We start from the raw sequence: 15391 nt of genomic DNA on the forward strand, positions 1-15391 counted from the left end.
GGCCCGTCAAGAGTCCATTTTCATTGTCTGAGACTCATTTTTCCTAGTAGCGCATATCCCGCGCAGGCGGGCCTTTACACTGGGCCTCATATGCGCCAGTACCTCGACTACCTCTCGCACATCATGGAACACGGCACCGACAAGGCCGACCGCACCGGCACCGGCACCCGCTCGGTGTTCGGCTACCAGATGCGTTTCGACCTGCAGCAGGGCTTTCCCCTGGTGACCACCAAGCGGGTTCATCTCAAATCCGTCATCTACGAGCTGCTGTGGTTCCTGCGCGGCGAGAGCAATGTGGGGTGGCTGCAGGACCACGGCGTGACCATCTGGGACGAGTGGGCGCGGGAGGGCGGCAAGCTGGGGCCGGTGTACGGCGTGCAGTGGCGCAGCTGGCCGGACTACGGCGGCGGGCAGATAGACCAGATTGCGCAGGTCATCGAGCAAATCAAGCAGAACCCCGATTCGAGGCGCTTGATTGTCTCGGCTTGGAACGTGGCCCAGGTGGGCGAAATGGCCCTGCCGCCCTGCCACCTGCTGTTTCAGTTCTACGTGGCCGACGGGCGGCTCAGCTGTCAGCTGTATCAGCGCAGTGCCGACAGCTTCCTGGGCGTGCCGTTCAACATCGCCTCCTACGCCCTGCTGACGATGATGGTCGCGCAGGTCTGCGACCTCGAACCCGGCGAATTCGTCTGGACGGGCGGCGACTGCCACGTGTACCACAACCACTTCGAGCAGGTGGAGCGGCAGCTGAAGCGTGAGCCGAGGCCCCTGCCGAAAATGCACCTGAACCCCGCCGTCAAGGACATCTTTGCCTTCCGGTACGAGGACTTCACGCTGGAAGGGTACGACCCGCATCCCGGCATCAAGGCGGAGGTGGCGGTATGACCCGGCCCAGCTTCGACCAGCTGGGAATGGAGACGGCCCGGCTGTGGGCCACCCGCTCGGCCGACCCCAAGGTCAAGGTGGGGGCCTGCATTCTGGACCACCATCACCGCGTGGTAGGCGTGGGCTACAACGGCCGGGCCGCTGGCGAGCCGAACGAGCGCGAGAGCCTGGCACAGGGAGCCTCGGGCTTTATCCACGCCGAAGTTAACGCCCTGCTGGCGGCCAACTGGAACGGCGAAGGCCACACCCTCTACGTGACCCACGAGCCCTGCGCCACCTGTGCCCGGCTGATCGTCAATTCGCGGCGCATCAGCCGGGTACTGTTTGCTCAGAACTACGCCGAAGAAGTGCGGGTGGGCGCCGGCCTGCCCAGCGGCGCCGGGATTCTGGAGGCCGCCGGAATCGAGGTGCAGCATGTCGAATAAGACTCCCGAACTGGTCGCCATCGTCGCCATGACCGAGAACCGCGTCATCGGTAGGGACGGCGGGATGCCCTGGCACCTGCCCGCCGACTTCGCGCACTTCAAGCGGCTCAGCCTGGGTAGGCCCAATGTGATGGGCCGCCGCGTCTGGGACTCGCTGGGCGGCAAGGCCCTGCCTGGACGCACCAACATCGTGCTGACCCGCCAGCAGAGCTTCGGGGCCCCGGGGGCGTTGGTCGCCCACTCGCCGGCCGAGGCGCTGGCCCTGGCCCACGCGCATCTGGGCCCAGAGAACGAAATCGCCATCATCGGCGGCGAGGAAGTTTACCGGCTGTACCTGGACGACCTGACCCGCGTAGAACTGACCCTGATTCACACCCGGCTGGAAGGCGATACCTTTTTCCCGGAGCTGCCCGGCGAGTGGGACACCGTGGCCGAGCGGGAGCGCCCCGCCGACGAGCGCAACCGCTACGACCTGACCTTCCGCACGCTGGTTCGGCGCGGGTAGAAAGCGCCCCGCCTCAGGGCAGCAGCGGCACTGGCATGACCGGCGCAGGTTGAACCGGCGCTCCGTTTGGCGGCAGTCCGTCCAGCGGTACGGACCACACCGGAGCCGGCTGGGCCTGCAGGGGCCGCACCCTGACCTCTACCACCCGCAGCAGCCCCCGCCCCTGCCCGTCGGACACGCGGATATACAGCGGCTGCGAGGACGCCGGGGCCGAACGCGGCGCCGAGACCCGCAGCACGGCGCGGTCGTTGCTGCCCAGGCGCAGCCGCTGTGGGCTGACCTGCACACCCTGCCAGCTGCCCGACACGCTCAGGTCATAGCCTGCAGCGGAGGGCGGCGCCCCGCGCAGGTCCACCACCAGCCCGGCGGTTTGACCGGGCCGCAGGGTCAGGTCCTGGGGGCTGACCCGCAGGGTGGCCCCCGGAATGGGCGGCGTAGGGTCGGTGAGGGTGCAGCCGGTCAGAGTGAAGGCGGTGCCGAGGAGCAGCGCAGCAGCGGCGAGGGAACGGGTCAGCAGGCGGGGCAAGGCATGTGGCATGGCAGGAACCTCCGGGACAGGGGGCGGGAGATGGGCAAGCACGGGGCCAGTTCCAGGATACTGCTGCACCGAATGGCTGCCCTGACCGGGCCGTCCTACTGGCGGCTGACCGGTGTACCGGGTTCGGGCAGGGCCGGCAAAGCCAGGTCGCCGTAGGTCAGCGGTGCTCCGGGCTGACCCTGCAGCAGCACCAGCTCCTCGGCACTGGCTCCGGCCGGCACCGGCAAGGGCTGGTCGGTGGGATAAATCGCCGTCGTTACCGCTGCTTCGCCGCTGCTGCCCACTCCCGTGCTGTGAACCGGGTTCCACTCGTTCAGGCGCAGTGGTTCCTTGCGGAAGCTCTGGGTCAAGCTGCCGGCCTCCAGACCGGAGCAGGGGTCCGGGTCCGGCAGCAGTCCCAGGGCGCCGGTCCACTGCTGGCCCTCGCGCGGGGGCAGTTCGCCGGCCAGCGCCAGCACCCGCACCTGAGGCGGCTGGCACCTGCTGTTGGTCGCCGTCCCTACCAACCAGCGCTCCTGATAAACGTAGCCCTTGGAGACACCCTGCGGGAAACGGGCGGCCAGCTCGGCGCTCAGGCTCTTGAGGGTCACTTCGGCGGGGCGGTCGCTGCGCAGGGTCACGTACGCAACCGTCTGCGTCCCGGCCGGGAAGTCCAGGGTGGCCGCCACGATGTCCGGTGCGTCCTGCACAGGGTCGGTCCCCGCCGCGTCCTTCCAGGCCTGCTGCTCGGCGGTGCCGGCCTGGGTCCACTCGGGGCCGGAAGGCGACGGAGCGCAGGCCCCCAGCAGGGTCACACTCCACAGGGCAGCCGACAGGACTCTGTTCATCTGCCCAATTCTAGGCTGGCCAGGACTGGGCTGGCCGGTGCTGAGTTGGCCGCAGCAGTGCTTGGGCTGCCGCATCAGCGCTCCTATGCGTGCTGCGCTGAGCAGCGGCCTGACCACTTCTAGGCTGGCAGAGCGTTTATAGTGAGCCATTCAAAACGCAACTGGGACATTTATCCGGACCGGGCAAGCCCCGGCGACCGGAGGTGGCTCGCCTGCGGGAAAAGAGGAGAACAATGGGGTTTCTCGACCGTGAACATTCCGTGGCGCCGGCCGGCTGGAACCGCTGGCTGGTGCCGCCGGCCGCCCTGGCCGTCCACCTGAGCATCGGGCAGATTTATGGCTACTCGGTCTTCAACAAGCCGCTGGCCCGCCAGATCAGCGGTGACCTGAGCGCCGCGCAGGGTGCTGCCGGCGACTGGTCGCTGTTTCAGGTGGGCCTGATTTTCAGTGTGGCGCTGTTTTTCCTCGGCGCGTCCTCGGCGCTGTTCGGCAAGTGGGTGGAGCGCGAAGGACCGCGCAAAACCATGTTCGTCTCGGCGCTGCTGTTTTGCAGCGGCTTCGTGGTGGCGGCCCTGGGCGTGCGGATGCACAGCCTGCCGCTGATTATCCTGGGCAACGGCGTGCTGGGCGGCATCGGGCTGGGGCTGGGCTATATCAGCCCGGTCAGCACGCTGATGAAGTGGTTCCCCGACCGCCCCGGCCTCGCCACCGGCATGGCGATCATGGGCTTCGGTGGCGGCGCCCTGCTGGGCAGCCCGCTGGGCACCGCACTGATGAGCCGCTTTGCCGGCGACGGCACCCTGGGCGTGAGCAGCGCCTTTTTGTGGATGGCCGGCATCTACTTTCTGATGATGATGTTCGGGGCCTTCCTGGTTCGGGTGCCGCGCGAAGGCTGGAAGCCGGAAGGCTGGACCCCCGCGCCGCAGCAGGCCGGCGGCATGATTTCGCAGCATCACGTGCTGGTGGACCAGGCCATGAAAACCCCGCAGTTCTGGCTGCTGTTCGCGGTGCTGTTCCTGAACGTGACCGCCGGCATCGGTGTGCTGGGGCAAGCCAGCGTGATGATTCAGGAAATGTTCTCCGACCGGGTGCTGGGGGCCGGCAACGGCGTAACGGCCGCCGCCGCCGCCGGTTTTGTGGGCCTGCTGAGTATCTTCAACATGGCGGGGCGCTTTATCTGGTCGTCCACGTCCGACCGTATCGGGCGCAAACCCACCTACATGATTTTCTTTGCGCTGGGCACGCTGCTGTACCTGCTGGTGCCGCAGCTGGGGCAAATGGGCAGCCTGGCGCTGTTCATCGCCGCGACCTGCGTGATTATCAGCATGTACGGCGGTGGGTTCGCCACCATTCCTGCCTACCTGCGTGACCTGTTCGGCACCCGCAACGTGGGCGCCATTCACGGCCGGTTGCTGCTGGCCTGGAGTGCGGCTGCCATCGTGGGGCCTACCCTGCTCAACGGCTTCCGTGACCGCCAGATTGCCGCCGGCGTGCCGGCTGCGCAGGCCTACAGCACCGTGATGTACATCATGGCCGGTCTGCTCGTGCTGGGCTTTATCGCCAACCTGCTGGTGAAACCCGTCGCCGAGAAGTACTGGGCACCCGCCGAGGAGGCGGCCACGCCGCCCACCCCACTGCAAGGAGCCTCCAAATGACCCGACCTTCCGAACAGACCGCCTCCGCCTCTCCCCTGCTGATTGCCCTGACCTGGCTGGTGGTCCTGATTCCCCTGGCCTGGGGCGTATGGGAAACCCTGGTCAAAGTGACTCAGCTGTTCTAGAGCAGCCCTTGGAATGGGGCAGGCTTACTGGAGAAGTCCCGGTCAGCCTGCCATTTTCTTCGCCTGCTCTACTCATTTGCACTCGCTCCTCTGGTGAGGCTGTACCACGGCGGAGCGCCGAGCGTCCACAGCAGGCAGCCAGCCCAGAGCGCCCCGGCTGAGCCTCTGGTCCAGGTCACTGCACCATCTCCGCCCAAGCTGCTTTGGCCGCGGCATCTTCTCCAACCGCCAGCACCTTGCCGCCGCGTACCAGCGGCAGCCGCAGCAGGCCCGGGTCCTGCAGCATCTTCTCCAGCAGGCGGTCGTCGGTGACCCGCAGGTATTCCAACCCAGCGTCCCGGTAGGCTTTGCCCTCCATGTCCAGCAGGGCATTCAGCCCGAACTTCTGCACGAAACGGGTCAGTTCTCCTTTGGCGAGAGGACGCTGGGTCAGGTCCACGTAATGAATCTTGACGCCGCGCTCCTTGAAAAACCGCTCGGCGGCGCGGGCGCCTTTGCTTTTCTTGGTGCCGAAAATCTGAACCGGGTTCTGCGCCATAGGCTCCAGTCTAGAGACTGTCCGGGGCCGCGGGGGGACGGCCCAAGACATTTGTCAGGCAGCTCAGTTCACATAGAATCCGAGGTCGTTACCGGGCGGCAGGCCCAGGTGGTCGTAAGCGTGGGCGGTCGCCACCCGGCCTCTGGGCGTGCGCTTGATAAAGCCCAGCTGAATCAGGAACGGCTCGTATACGTCTTCCAGAGTCAGGGCGTCCTCGCTGATGGCGGTGGCCAGGGTGTCCAGGCCCACCGGCCCGCCGGCAAAGCGGTGAATCAGGGTTTCCAGGTACTTCTTGTCGCGGTCGTCCAGGCCGGCACTGTCCAGGCCCAGCTTGTCCAGGGCGTCGTGGGCCCGTTCCAGGGAGATGCAGGGCTCGCCGGCCACCTCCGTGAAATCACGCACCCGCCGCAGCAGCCGCTTGGCAATGCGCATGGTGCCGCGGCTGCGCCCGCCGATTTCCAGCGCGGCCGCTTCATCCAGGTCAAAGCCCAGCAGCCGGGCGTCACGCAGCAGGTTCTGGGCGATTTCCTCGGCGGTGTAGTACTCCAGATGCTCGATGATGCCGAAGCGTGAGCGCATCGGCGCCGTGATCAGGCCGGGGCGGGTGGTGGCGCCGACCAGCGTGAAGCGCGGCAGCGGCAGCTCGATGGTGCGGGCCGCCGGGCCCTGTCCCAGCACGATATCCAGCTTGAAATCCTCCATCGCCGGGTACAGATGCTCCTCGGCCACGCGGCCCAGGCGGTGGATTTCGTCGATGAACAGCACGTCGCCTTCCTCAAGGCTGTTGGTCAGGATGGCGGCCAGGTCACCCGGCTTCTCGATGGCGGGGCCAGAGGTCACGCGGATATTCACGCCCAGCTCGTAGGCGATGATGTGCGCCAGCGTGGTCTTGCCCAGTCCTGGCGGGCCGAACAGCAGGGTGTGGTCTAGCGCCTCGCCGCGCCCCCGCGCCGCTTGCAGGTACACCCCCAGCTTGTCTTTCAGCTTGGCCTGCCCCACATACTCGGTCAGCGAGCGTGGGCGCAGAGCTGCGTCATTTGATTCTGTTCCAGTCATAATATCTATTCTACTTTTTCCGGTTCCAGAAAGACAGAGGCACGCGCCGAACTCCTCCGAGGATTATTTTCCTAAACCCAAGATTTTCTCAAGATGCCCTGGAACTGTCTCAGACATGTTTTGGCCCGCTTCTCGCCGGCCAGCTGCGGCAAAGGGGCCCTGGCCCCCCAAATCGCCGCCCAATGTTAATCACAATCTATTGTCATGAGTTTGTCAGGATTGCCGTCTCATCTGCTCGCTGGATTCACGCCCATCTCACTGGACGAGCTCTCGGGAGCCGAGCTGATGGACCGCCGCGAATCCAAATTCACCCTGCCGGCCAGCGAACTGCCGCAGCTGCTGCAGACCCTGCACAGGCACTACCGGGCCCTGACCATCGGCGGGACCGCGCTGCAGGGGTATGCCAGCCGCTACTTCGACACCCCGGAGTTCGGGTTTTTCCATGACCAGCATGTCCGCAAGAACCGCCGGCACAAGGTCCGCTGGCGGCGCTATGCCAGCACCGGCGCCGGCTTTCTGGAAATCAAGCGCCGGGAGGGCAGCGCAACCCGCAAGGTGCGGGTGCCGTCGCAGGGCGACCTGGCACAGCAGAGCGATTTTCTGGCAGCACACGGCATCGACGCGGCCCAGCTGCACCCCGCTGTGGACGTGCTGTGCGAGCGCCTGACCCTGGTCCGCACCGGCCCGGTGCCCGAGCGGGTCACGCTGGACCTGAACCTGCGCCTGATCAGCGAGCGGGGGGGCGCCGAATACCTGTTCCCCGGCGTGGTCATCGTAGAACTCAAGTCGGAGGTGGCGGCCCAGCACACACACTTTGCGGGCTTCGCGGCGCAGTTCGGGCTGCGGCCTGACCGGGTCAGCAAGTACTCGGTAGGGGTGGCCCTGCACTACCCCCAGGTCAAGAGCAATCTGGTGCAGCCCCAGCTGCGGCTGCTGCGCCGGGTCCAGCAGCAGGCGGGGCTGACCTGATGCCCGGTCCCGAAGGCTGGTGGGGCCTGCAGGGCTTCCGGCCAGAGATGTTCGCGCTGAATCTGGCGTTCGTGCTGGCCGTCACCCGGGGGCTGTACAGCCGCACCCAGCAGAATCCGGATCTGCTGTTCAGCCTGCTGATGTTCGGCGTGACCATCTTTCTGGTGGTTAGCGTGTTCGCCGGGGCGGACCTCAGCATCGGCTTCGGGTTCGGGCTATTTGCTGTGTTCGGCATTCTGCGCTACCGCACAGGCGCCATTTCTACCCGCGACCTTACCTACCTGTTCGTGGTGGTCGCCACGGCCATGATCAACGGACTCTCGGCAGCACCGTTCGGGGCGCTGCTACAGGTGAACCTGGCCGTGCTGCTGGCACTGGCGCTGGCCCAGAGCAGTTTTTTCGCCACGCCCTACTCGTCGCTGATGGTGGACTACGAGCACGTGGCCCACACGGCGCAGGACCACCGGCCCGAACTGATCACCGAACTGCGCCGCCGCACTGGCCTGGACGTGCAGCAGGTGCAGCTGGTCAATCTGGACTATGTGCGTGACATGGCACGGCTACGGGTGATTTACCGCCCGGTTCAGGGCGAGCGGGCCTACTCGGACCAGTAGCCGGACCCGCCGCAGCCTACTGGCTCAGTGCGGACCGTACTGCGTAGCGAGCGCGGGTAGGTCCTGAGCCAGCTGCCCGGCCAGGATGTCCTGATTGCCGTACACCCGCACGAAATTGCCCTGGGTATCCACCACGCTTACCTGGTCGCCGTGAATCATGGCGGCCTGGGTGGCACCGGTCACTTTGGGGTTCACCGCAGCGGCGCTGGCCTGAGCCGGGGCTGCCGAGGCCCCAGCAGACCCACCCGCCATGTGGGCGCTGTGGTCGGTCAGCGAGGGTGGGCGGGCAATGCCCACGAACATCTCCTGCGCGGCGCGGTCAATATCGGCCGTCTCTCCGGTCAGGCCCACGAAGGCCGGGTCGAAGCGGTCCAGGTAAGCACGCAGCACTTCGGGGCGGTCGTTGGCTGGGTCCACGCTGACCATCTGTACGAGGACCTTGTCTCTCAGCTGAGGGCTGAGGCCTTTGTAGGTATCCGCCAGCACGCTGAGGGTGGCCGGGCAGACATCCGGGCAGCGCACAAAGCCGTAGAACATCAGCCGCAGTTTGCCGTGCGAATCGGTCAGGGTGGTCTGCTGGCCCCGGTCGTCCAGCAGCGAGACAGCCGGCAGAGGCTTGGGCACGTCCAGCGCCGTACCGTACTGCGGCTGCGGGTCGGCTTTTTTCATCAGCAGCAGGCCTGCCAGCACAGCGGCCACCAGCAGCAGGGCGGGAGTCAACCATTTCATGGCCCGTAGACTACCTGCCCCGGCGCGTGCCGGGTGTCCCGGCAGTCACAGCCCCGGCCACAGCAAAGCGCCCCCCATGCCGAGCAGGGAGGGCGCCGAAGCGAGGGAAGCGGAGGGGGACGGGTTACCAGGCGTAGAACAGAGCCACGATCAGCAGCCACACGGCGTCCACCAGGTGCCAGTACATGCTGGCGGGAGCCAGAGAGCCGTGGTTGTACTTGTCGATCTTGCCGGTCAGCGACTGGTAGAAGGGCAGTGCCACGCCGGTCGCGCCGATCAGAATGTGCAGACCGTGCAGACCCACGATGATAAAGAAGCACGACTGCCACAGGTTCTGTTTCCAGTCACTTTCCAGACCGAACAGGGTGAATTCGTACACCTGGAAGCTCATGAACAGCGCACCCAGCAGCAGGGTGATGAACATCAGGATGCGCGCCCACTTGTGGCGGCCCTGGTGCTGCATCTGCTCGGCGGTGTGAATGGTCACGGAGCTGCTCACCAGCACGATGGTGTTCAGGATGGCCAGCCACATGGCCGGACGGCTTACCGGGTCAGGGACGGCCAGGCCGGTGGCGCGGTAGTAGATGAAGCCGGCCAGCAGAATCCCGAACAGCGTCACTTCCGAGATGATGAACCAAGACATCCCCAGGAAGCCGTTCTCGTACTTGGTCAGGCCGTGGTGAGCCACCGGCACGTCGTACTCGCGGGTGCCGGCCCACTTGAATAGCGCGTAGAAGAACAGCGGGATGCTCAGGTACAGCAGTGCCGAGGCGAACTTGAACAGCCCGGTCATGTCACCCCAGGTCTGCAGACCAGTGGAAGGCAGGTACGGGGTGAACCAGCCGAAAGTCATGCCGAAGGTCATGGGCAGCAGCGCAAAGGCCGTCAGGAAGGGCCAGGGGCTGTCTACCGGCAGGTGGATGGTCTTGGGGTCCAGCGGAGTGAGGGTCTCGCCGTTTTTCTCCCAGTCGTACAGGGGACGCTCGGAGGGGAAGGTCTTGGGAAAGTCCACCGCGAAGTTGTACGCGGGGGGCGGGCTGGAGGTGGCCCACTCCAGGGTGTAGCCACCCCAGGGGTTGGGTCCGGCGGTGATGGGCTTACGCATGCTCTGGAGAATGGTCCAGACCATGACGGCGCCGCCCGCCAGCAGAATCAGGGCACCGATGGTGCTGATGAAGTTCAGCTCGGTCCAGGCGTAGTTGCCGGCCGGGTAAGTGTAGTAACGGCGGGGCATGCCCAGCAGACCCAGGATGTACTGGGGCAGGAAGGTCATCCACGAGCCAATCATGAACAGCCAGAAGTGAACGCGGCCCAGCTTCTCGTCCAGGAAGCGGCCGGTCATCTTGGGCCACCAGTAGTACAGGGCGCCCATGGCCAGGAAGGCGGTACCGAACATCATCACGTTGTGGAAGTGTGCCACCACGTAGTACGAAGCGGTGACCTGATAGTCGAAGGGAATCATGCCCAGGCTGACGCCGGTAATCCCGCCGATCAGGAAGTTGAAGATAAAGCCCACCAGCCACAGGGTCGGCATCTTCATCATGATGCGGCCGCCCCAGAGCGTACCGATCAGGTTGAAGATTTTCACGCCGGTCGGCACAGCCACAATCAGGGTGGCGATCATAAAGGCGATCTGCCACGCTTCCGGCACGCCCACGGCGAACATGTGGTGGACCCATACCAGCAGCGACACGAACACGATGGCCATGATCGAGTACACCATCACGCGGTAGCCGAACAGCGGCTTGCGGGCCATGGTGGAAGCGATTTCAGCGGCGATACCCAGGTAGGGCAGCAGCATCACATACACGGCAGGGTGAGAGTAGAACCAGAAGAACTGCTGGAACATCACCGGAGCGGCGCCCAAGTCGGCGTTGTACATGCTCAGGCCCAGCTTGATTTCCAGGAACGTGGTCAGCGCGGCGGCCGTCAGGCCACTCAGACTGATCAGCTGCAAGATGGCGGTGGCGAACAGCGACCACGCGAAGATGGGCATCTGCCACAGGCTCATGCCTTCGGCGCGCAGGTTCATCACTGTAGCGGCGAAGTTGGCGCTGCCGAACAGCGAGCCCAGGCCGTTGAACAGAATGGCCATCATGAAAATCGCCACGCCGGTCTGGTTGGCGTCCAGGGTCAGCGGATAGTAGAAGGTCCAGCCCACCGTGGGGTAGCCCCCGCCGACGATGGCCAGCAGGGCCAGCACCAGCGAGAAGAAGAAGGACCACACCGCGAAGTTGTTCAGGCGGGGAAGCGCCACGTCGCGCACACCCAGCTGAAGCGGCAGGAAATAGTTACCGAAGCCGAACAGGCCGATCGGAATCAGGAAGAAGAACAGCATGACCGCGGCGTGCATGGTCAGCACTTGGTTGTAGATGTTACCGACCAAGAAGGTCTGGTCCGGCAGCGCCAGCTGGAGGCGAATCATTACCGCCAGAATGCCGCCCACCGCCAGGCCCACCAGAGACAGGATGATGTACATCAGCCCGATCTTCTTGTGGTCCACGGTGTTCATCATGTCCCAGATGACAGCCCCGAAGCCCTTGCGCCCGGCCACCTGTGGAGAGTGTCTTACTGTCATTGTTGTCCTCCAGGCAAAATGGCCGGTTCGCTAAAGACCTGGGCCTTCTGCCAGTAGTTGGCCTCTTCAGGCAGCTTGAGCGACTTGAGGTAAGCGGCCACGTCCGCAATTTCCTGGTCGGTCAGCACGCCACCTTTTTGCTTCTGGCCGTTGACCTGATACTCGCTGCCGTCGTAGGTCGGCATCAGGCTGCCCGGTTTGACCTTGGGGCTGTGCTTGATCCAGGCCAGCAGATGCTCGTTGGCCTGGGGGTCGTCCCAGCCCTGCTGAACAGGAGCTTCCCACATGCCGGCGCCCAGGGTGCGGCGGGTACCGAAAAAGCTCAGGTCGGGGCCTACCGGGCTGTTGGCCGGGGTGCCCTGCACACGGTGGCAAGCGGCACAGGCCACAGCGGCCGTTTCGGGCTTGCCGTTCATGAACAGGTTGTAGCCGCGCTCCTCGGCGCTGCCTGGGGCGGGAGTAGGAGCCGTGTAGTTCTGCGCTGCCGAGATAAAGGCTTCGTAGTCGGCCGGAGCCAGCGCAATCACCTTGAAACGCATGTTGGCGTGGCTGGCACCGCACAGATAGTTACAGTTGCCCTGATAGATGGCAGGGCGGTCGGTGTGAACCGTCCAGACCTTCTCCGAGCCGGGAATCGCCTGGCGCTGCGGGCCGATGTTGGGCGCCCAGAACTCGTGGACCACGTCAGCGGCCTGCAGGGTCAGCTTGGTATCAATCGGCACACCAGCGTTGCTGCCGGCCGGCATCACCATTTCGTTGCCGTTGGCCACCGGGCCACCAGCTGCCGACTCGTTGTCAGTGTAGGTGAAATTCCACCAGAACTGCTTGGCCAGCGCGGTGATGCTGGTGCCCACCTGCTTTTCCTCGACCGGGGTGGTCTGGGCCATCGTGCGCACGCTCAGCACGCTCAGCAGCAGCACGATAATCACCGGAAAACCGACCAGCACCACTTCCAACTTGTCGTTGCCGTGGAACTGCTCAGCTTCCTTTTTGTTGTTTTCCTCGCGGAAGCGGAAAACGGTATAGAACAGCAGGGCCGAAACGCCCAAGAAAATGATGATGGACAGGGCAATGGCCACGATGCTCAGCTCCCACATCGCTGTGTTGTAGCGGGAAGCTTGGTCACCGATGGTCAGGGTCTGCTGGTGAGGCTGACAGCCTGTCAGCAGCGACAGCCCCAACAGGACGGCCGCAGCAGACATGCGCTGCACGCCTCTAGGCGGCAGACCGCCTGACCTGCCTCTACAGGTACGCTTGGTGTTCAACATTTCTCCTTTCCTCGCTTCATAGTCTAAGCAAGAATGCCACGGCTATGTTGAAGTCTCCCCTGAACGGAAACATGCGGGGTTCTTGCCAGGGGCCAGACAGGGGCAGCAGTGCCCACGAACATCCAGTTTCTCCCCATAGCTGTGCGCCTTGCTGAACGTTTGGTCAGCCGTTCGGGCGCAGGGCACCGCCGAAGCGGCCGGGTCCTGGCGCCGCTCCTGGCTGCCAGAAGTCGCACGTTCCGCTATCAGATCACCCCGGCGCGGTGTCAATTGTCCTCATCGAATACTCGAATACGTCGCTGTTTGAGCTGCCTTACGCCCACCGGACACAGGGTCAAAAAAGCGGAACGGTCCCTCGTCCGTTCCGCCCGCAAAGCGCCGTGCCCAGGCTCAGGTCAGCAGGACACGGTCGGCAGCGCCGGCCAGAAACAGCAGGGCCAGGTACAGCATGGAGTACAGGTACAGCGGCAGCATTTCCTTTTTGTTGGGGTGGCCGCCCGACATGACGTAGCGGTACAGCTTCCACGACAGCCACAGCAACCAGCCGCCCAGGGCCAGCGCCGAGAAGAAGTACAGCCAGCTCACGGCCCCGAAGTACACCGGCATGACCGACAGCACCACCGTGTAGATGGCATACAGCCCAATCTGCGCGGCAGTCATGCGGTCACCGTGGACCACCGGCAGCATGGGAATTCCCACTTCCTTGTACTCGTCTTGAATCATCATGGCGAGCGCCCAGAAGTGCACCGGCGTCCAGAAAAAGATGATGGCGAACAGGAACCCGGCGAACAGGTTCAGGTCCCCGGTGACAGCGGCCCAGCCCACCAGCGGCGGAAAGCAGCCGGCCGCACCCCCAATGACGATGTTGTGCCAGGTCGTGCGCTTGAGCCACATGGTGTACACCACCACATAGGTGAAGAACCCGGCCAGGCTCATCCAGGCGGCCAGCGGCGTGGTCCACACCCAGAGCGCCGCAAACGACAGGACCTGCAGCGCCAGCCCGAAGATAAAAGCGCTGCGGGTAGAAATCAGCCCCGAAGTGGTGGGGCGCTGGGCCGTCCGCGCCATCTTCAGGTCAATGTCGCGGTCGATGATCATGTTGAACACGCCTGCCGACCCGGCCGAGGCGTACCCGGCCAGCGACACCACCGTCAGCAGCCACAGGCCCTGAACAAAGGTCTCGCCCGGCCAGCCCTGCGCGGCCATAAACACAGCGGTCAGGGTGGTCCACAGCAGCAGGCTAATGACCTTGGGCTTGGTCAGCGACAGGTAATCGCGCCAGGTGGCCTTGGCGGTAGGGGGGGTGGGCGAGGTGGCCGTACCCACCGTCATGCCCGCGCTCCACCGCGCAGGTCGGAAAGCGCCTGAGCGGCCTCAACCTGCCCGGCTCCAGCGTCCCTGCCCTCTAGGTCCGGCGAAGTCAGCGCCACATATCCCAACATCACCGTCATGAGCCACATGATACAGGCCAGCAGCAGATGCACCAGCTGCAGGTAGTCAGGGGCCTTGAGAGCCACGTTCAGAAAGCCCACCACCACCTGTGCAGCAATCGCTCCAGTCAGCCCACCCGCCCAGCGACGGACCTGCACTCCGGGGCGCAGCTGACGCAGGCGGGCGGCCATCCACAGCAGGTAACCGCTGCCGGCCAGAGCCAGAACCGGGTGAACCACCCGCAGATTTTCAATCAGCCCGGCCGCTGCGCCGAAATCGCGCCGCACGGTATCCAGCGGCGTGCCGGGCGCCGGCGCAAACAGCAGATCGCCAAGCGCCGTGACGGCCCCGGCCATACCGATCAGCAAGGTCAGCACCAGGCCAGGCACCCACAAGCGGCGCACCTGCCGCTGCTCGGGCTGCCGGCCCACACCCCACAGAGCCGGCCAGCCGGACGCCCACAGGGCCGTGAGCAACATGGCGCCCAGCAGCGCGAAAGTATTGGCCAGGTGAATGCCCTGCACCAGCCCACGCGCCGGGTTGGTGGAATCCGCCGTCAGGCCCAGCAGTACCTGGATACCGCCCACCACACCTTCCAGCAAAATCAGTCCAAAGGACAGGGCAGCGCCGAAGACCACCGGCCAGCGCCGAAAAGTCGCGGCCCAGGTCAGGTTCCGGGACGCCAGCAAAGCGGTTAGCCAGGCCGCCAGGGCCAGCAGGCCCAGTCCTGCGCCCAGCAGCACCACGGCGCCGGAACGCAGCGCCGCGCCTGCCAGCAGCAGTGCCGCGCAGGCCAGACCTGCCCCGAAGGCCAGCCGCACGCGCCCGCTCATGTCCGGCCGGGTCACCGCCTGGCGCATCGGGCCCGCGAACGCTGCCGCAAACAGACCGATGGCCAGCACACCACTCAGGCCGCTGGTCAGGCGGTGACTGAACTCGATGACCCGCTCGGCCGTGTAGCTCAGCGGCACCACCTGACCGTCACACAGCGGCCAGTGATCACCGCAGCCGGCGCCAGCGCCCGTGATGCGGACCACGGCGCCCCACAGAATCACCGCCACGTTGTAGACCAGTGCGCCCCAGGTCAGATAAATCAGGCTGCGGCCTGAACCTGTAGGCCCTGCACTGGACTGGCGCGCTTCTGCCCGGGTCATTGCCTTATTCAAGGTCTGTTCTCCTCTCGTGTCAGGCGCCCTTCCCATGCCCCAGGGCGCGTGGCCGCCACGCTATGAACCAGCGTTCGCCGTG

At 65.2% G+C, this 15391-nt stretch carries 16 protein-coding genes; 7 read left to right on the plus strand and 9 right to left on the minus strand.

The window, feature by feature from the left end; translation table 11 throughout:
- The first annotated feature begins 90 nt into the window (after positions 1-90).
- From DEIPR_RS08900 to DEIPR_RS08910, 3 genes are read left to right on the plus strand one after another with little or no spacing between them, the layout of a single operon-like run.
- A complete protein-coding gene (locus DEIPR_RS08900) occupies positions 91-885 on the plus strand; it encodes a thymidylate synthase (RefSeq protein WP_013615499.1) in 795 nt (264 codons plus the stop codon).
- Complete coding sequence (locus DEIPR_RS08905) at positions 882-1310, plus strand: dCMP deaminase family protein (RefSeq protein WP_013615500.1); 429 nt, start codon at positions 882-884, stop codon at positions 1308-1310. The genes DEIPR_RS08900 and DEIPR_RS08905 overlap by 4 nt, the downstream gene beginning before the upstream one ends.
- Positions 1300-1815: a dihydrofolate reductase gene (locus DEIPR_RS08910; RefSeq protein WP_013615501.1), complete on the plus strand. Its 516-nt coding sequence runs from the start codon at positions 1300-1302 to the stop codon at positions 1813-1815. The genes DEIPR_RS08905 and DEIPR_RS08910 overlap by 11 nt, the downstream gene beginning before the upstream one ends.
- A gap of 13 nt (positions 1816-1828) precedes the next feature.
- Here DEIPR_RS08910 and DEIPR_RS08915 read toward each other — a convergent pair whose 3' ends face one another.
- Positions 1829-2353 carry a hypothetical protein gene (locus DEIPR_RS08915; protein ID WP_013615502.1) on the minus strand — a complete coding sequence of 175 codons (525 nt, stop codon included), beginning with the start codon at positions 2351-2353 and terminating at the stop codon, positions 1829-1831.
- 95 nt (positions 2354-2448) lie between these two features.
- A complete protein-coding gene (locus DEIPR_RS08920; protein ID WP_041222052.1) occupies positions 2449-3180 on the minus strand; it encodes a hypothetical protein in 732 nt (243 codons plus the stop codon).
- Positions 3181-3413: 233 nt separating this feature from the next.
- Here DEIPR_RS08920 and DEIPR_RS08925 point away from each other — a divergent pair, with 233 nt between their 5' ends.
- Positions 3414-4835 carry an L-lactate MFS transporter gene (locus DEIPR_RS08925; protein ID WP_049775134.1) on the plus strand — a complete coding sequence of 474 codons (1422 nt, stop codon included), beginning with the start codon at positions 3414-3416 and terminating at the stop codon, positions 4833-4835.
- Positions 4832-4960, plus strand: coding sequence for an MFS transporter small subunit (locus tag DEIPR_RS14750; RefSeq protein WP_268094155.1), 129 nt, complete (start codon positions 4832-4834; stop codon positions 4958-4960). The genes DEIPR_RS08925 and DEIPR_RS14750 overlap by 4 nt, the downstream gene beginning before the upstream one ends.
- A 175-nt stretch (positions 4961-5135) precedes the next feature.
- Here the strand turns inward: DEIPR_RS14750 and DEIPR_RS08930 are convergent, their stop codons facing one another.
- Together DEIPR_RS08930 and ruvB are read right to left on the minus strand one after the other, a co-directional pair.
- A complete protein-coding gene (locus DEIPR_RS08930) occupies positions 5136-5498 on the minus strand; it encodes an ArsC/Spx/MgsR family protein (protein WP_013615504.1) in 363 nt (120 codons plus the stop codon).
- A gap of 63 nt (positions 5499-5561) precedes the next feature.
- The gene (ruvB, locus tag DEIPR_RS08935; RefSeq protein ID WP_013615505.1) at positions 5562-6554 is read right to left on the minus strand and encodes a Holliday junction branch migration DNA helicase RuvB; all 993 of its coding nucleotides are present in this window, start codon (positions 6552-6554) and stop codon (positions 5562-5564) included.
- A 204-nt stretch (positions 6555-6758) separates the two neighbouring features.
- Here ruvB and DEIPR_RS08940 point away from each other — a divergent pair, with 204 nt between their 5' ends.
- Together DEIPR_RS08940 and DEIPR_RS08945 are read left to right on the plus strand one after the other, a co-directional pair.
- Positions 6759-7523, plus strand: a complete 765-nt coding sequence (locus DEIPR_RS08940) for a polyphosphate polymerase domain-containing protein (protein ID WP_013615506.1) — start codon at positions 6759-6761, stop codon at positions 7521-7523.
- On the plus strand, positions 7523-8137 hold the full coding sequence (locus DEIPR_RS08945) for a DUF4956 domain-containing protein (protein WP_013615507.1): 615 nt from the start codon (positions 7523-7525) through the stop codon (positions 8135-8137). Before DEIPR_RS08940 ends, DEIPR_RS08945 begins: the two co-directional genes overlap by 1 nt.
- 24 nt (positions 8138-8161) lie before the next feature.
- On the opposite strand, the gene DEIPR_RS08950 is transcribed toward DEIPR_RS08945, so the two are convergent.
- The 5 genes from DEIPR_RS08950 to DEIPR_RS08970 form a co-directional block, all read right to left on the minus strand.
- Positions 8162-8866 (minus strand): SCO family protein, encoded by a 705-nt coding sequence (locus DEIPR_RS08950; RefSeq protein WP_013615508.1) that lies wholly within the window; start codon positions 8864-8866, stop codon positions 8162-8164.
- A gap of 124 nt (positions 8867-8990) precedes the next feature.
- Positions 8991-11444, minus strand: coding sequence for a cbb3-type cytochrome c oxidase subunit I (locus tag DEIPR_RS08955; protein ID WP_013615509.1), 2454 nt, complete (start codon positions 11442-11444; stop codon positions 8991-8993).
- Positions 11441-12712, minus strand: coding sequence for a cytochrome c oxidase subunit II (gene coxB, locus DEIPR_RS08960; protein WP_013615510.1), 1272 nt, complete (start codon positions 12710-12712; stop codon positions 11441-11443). The genes DEIPR_RS08955 and coxB overlap by 4 nt, the downstream gene beginning before the upstream one ends.
- Before the next feature lie 390 nt (positions 12713-13102).
- Complete coding sequence (locus tag DEIPR_RS08965) at positions 13103-14044, minus strand: heme o synthase (protein WP_013615511.1); 942 nt, start codon at positions 14042-14044, stop codon at positions 13103-13105.
- Positions 14041-15297, minus strand: a complete 1257-nt coding sequence (locus DEIPR_RS08970; RefSeq protein ID WP_083801562.1) for a COX15/CtaA family protein — start codon at positions 15295-15297, stop codon at positions 14041-14043. The genes DEIPR_RS08965 and DEIPR_RS08970 overlap by 4 nt, the downstream gene beginning before the upstream one ends.
- Positions 15298-15391 lie beyond the last annotated feature (94 nt).

This window comes from Deinococcus proteolyticus MRP, from assembly GCF_000190555.1.
GTDB classification, from domain to species: domain Bacteria; phylum Deinococcota; class Deinococci; order Deinococcales; family Deinococcaceae; genus Deinococcus; species Deinococcus proteolyticus.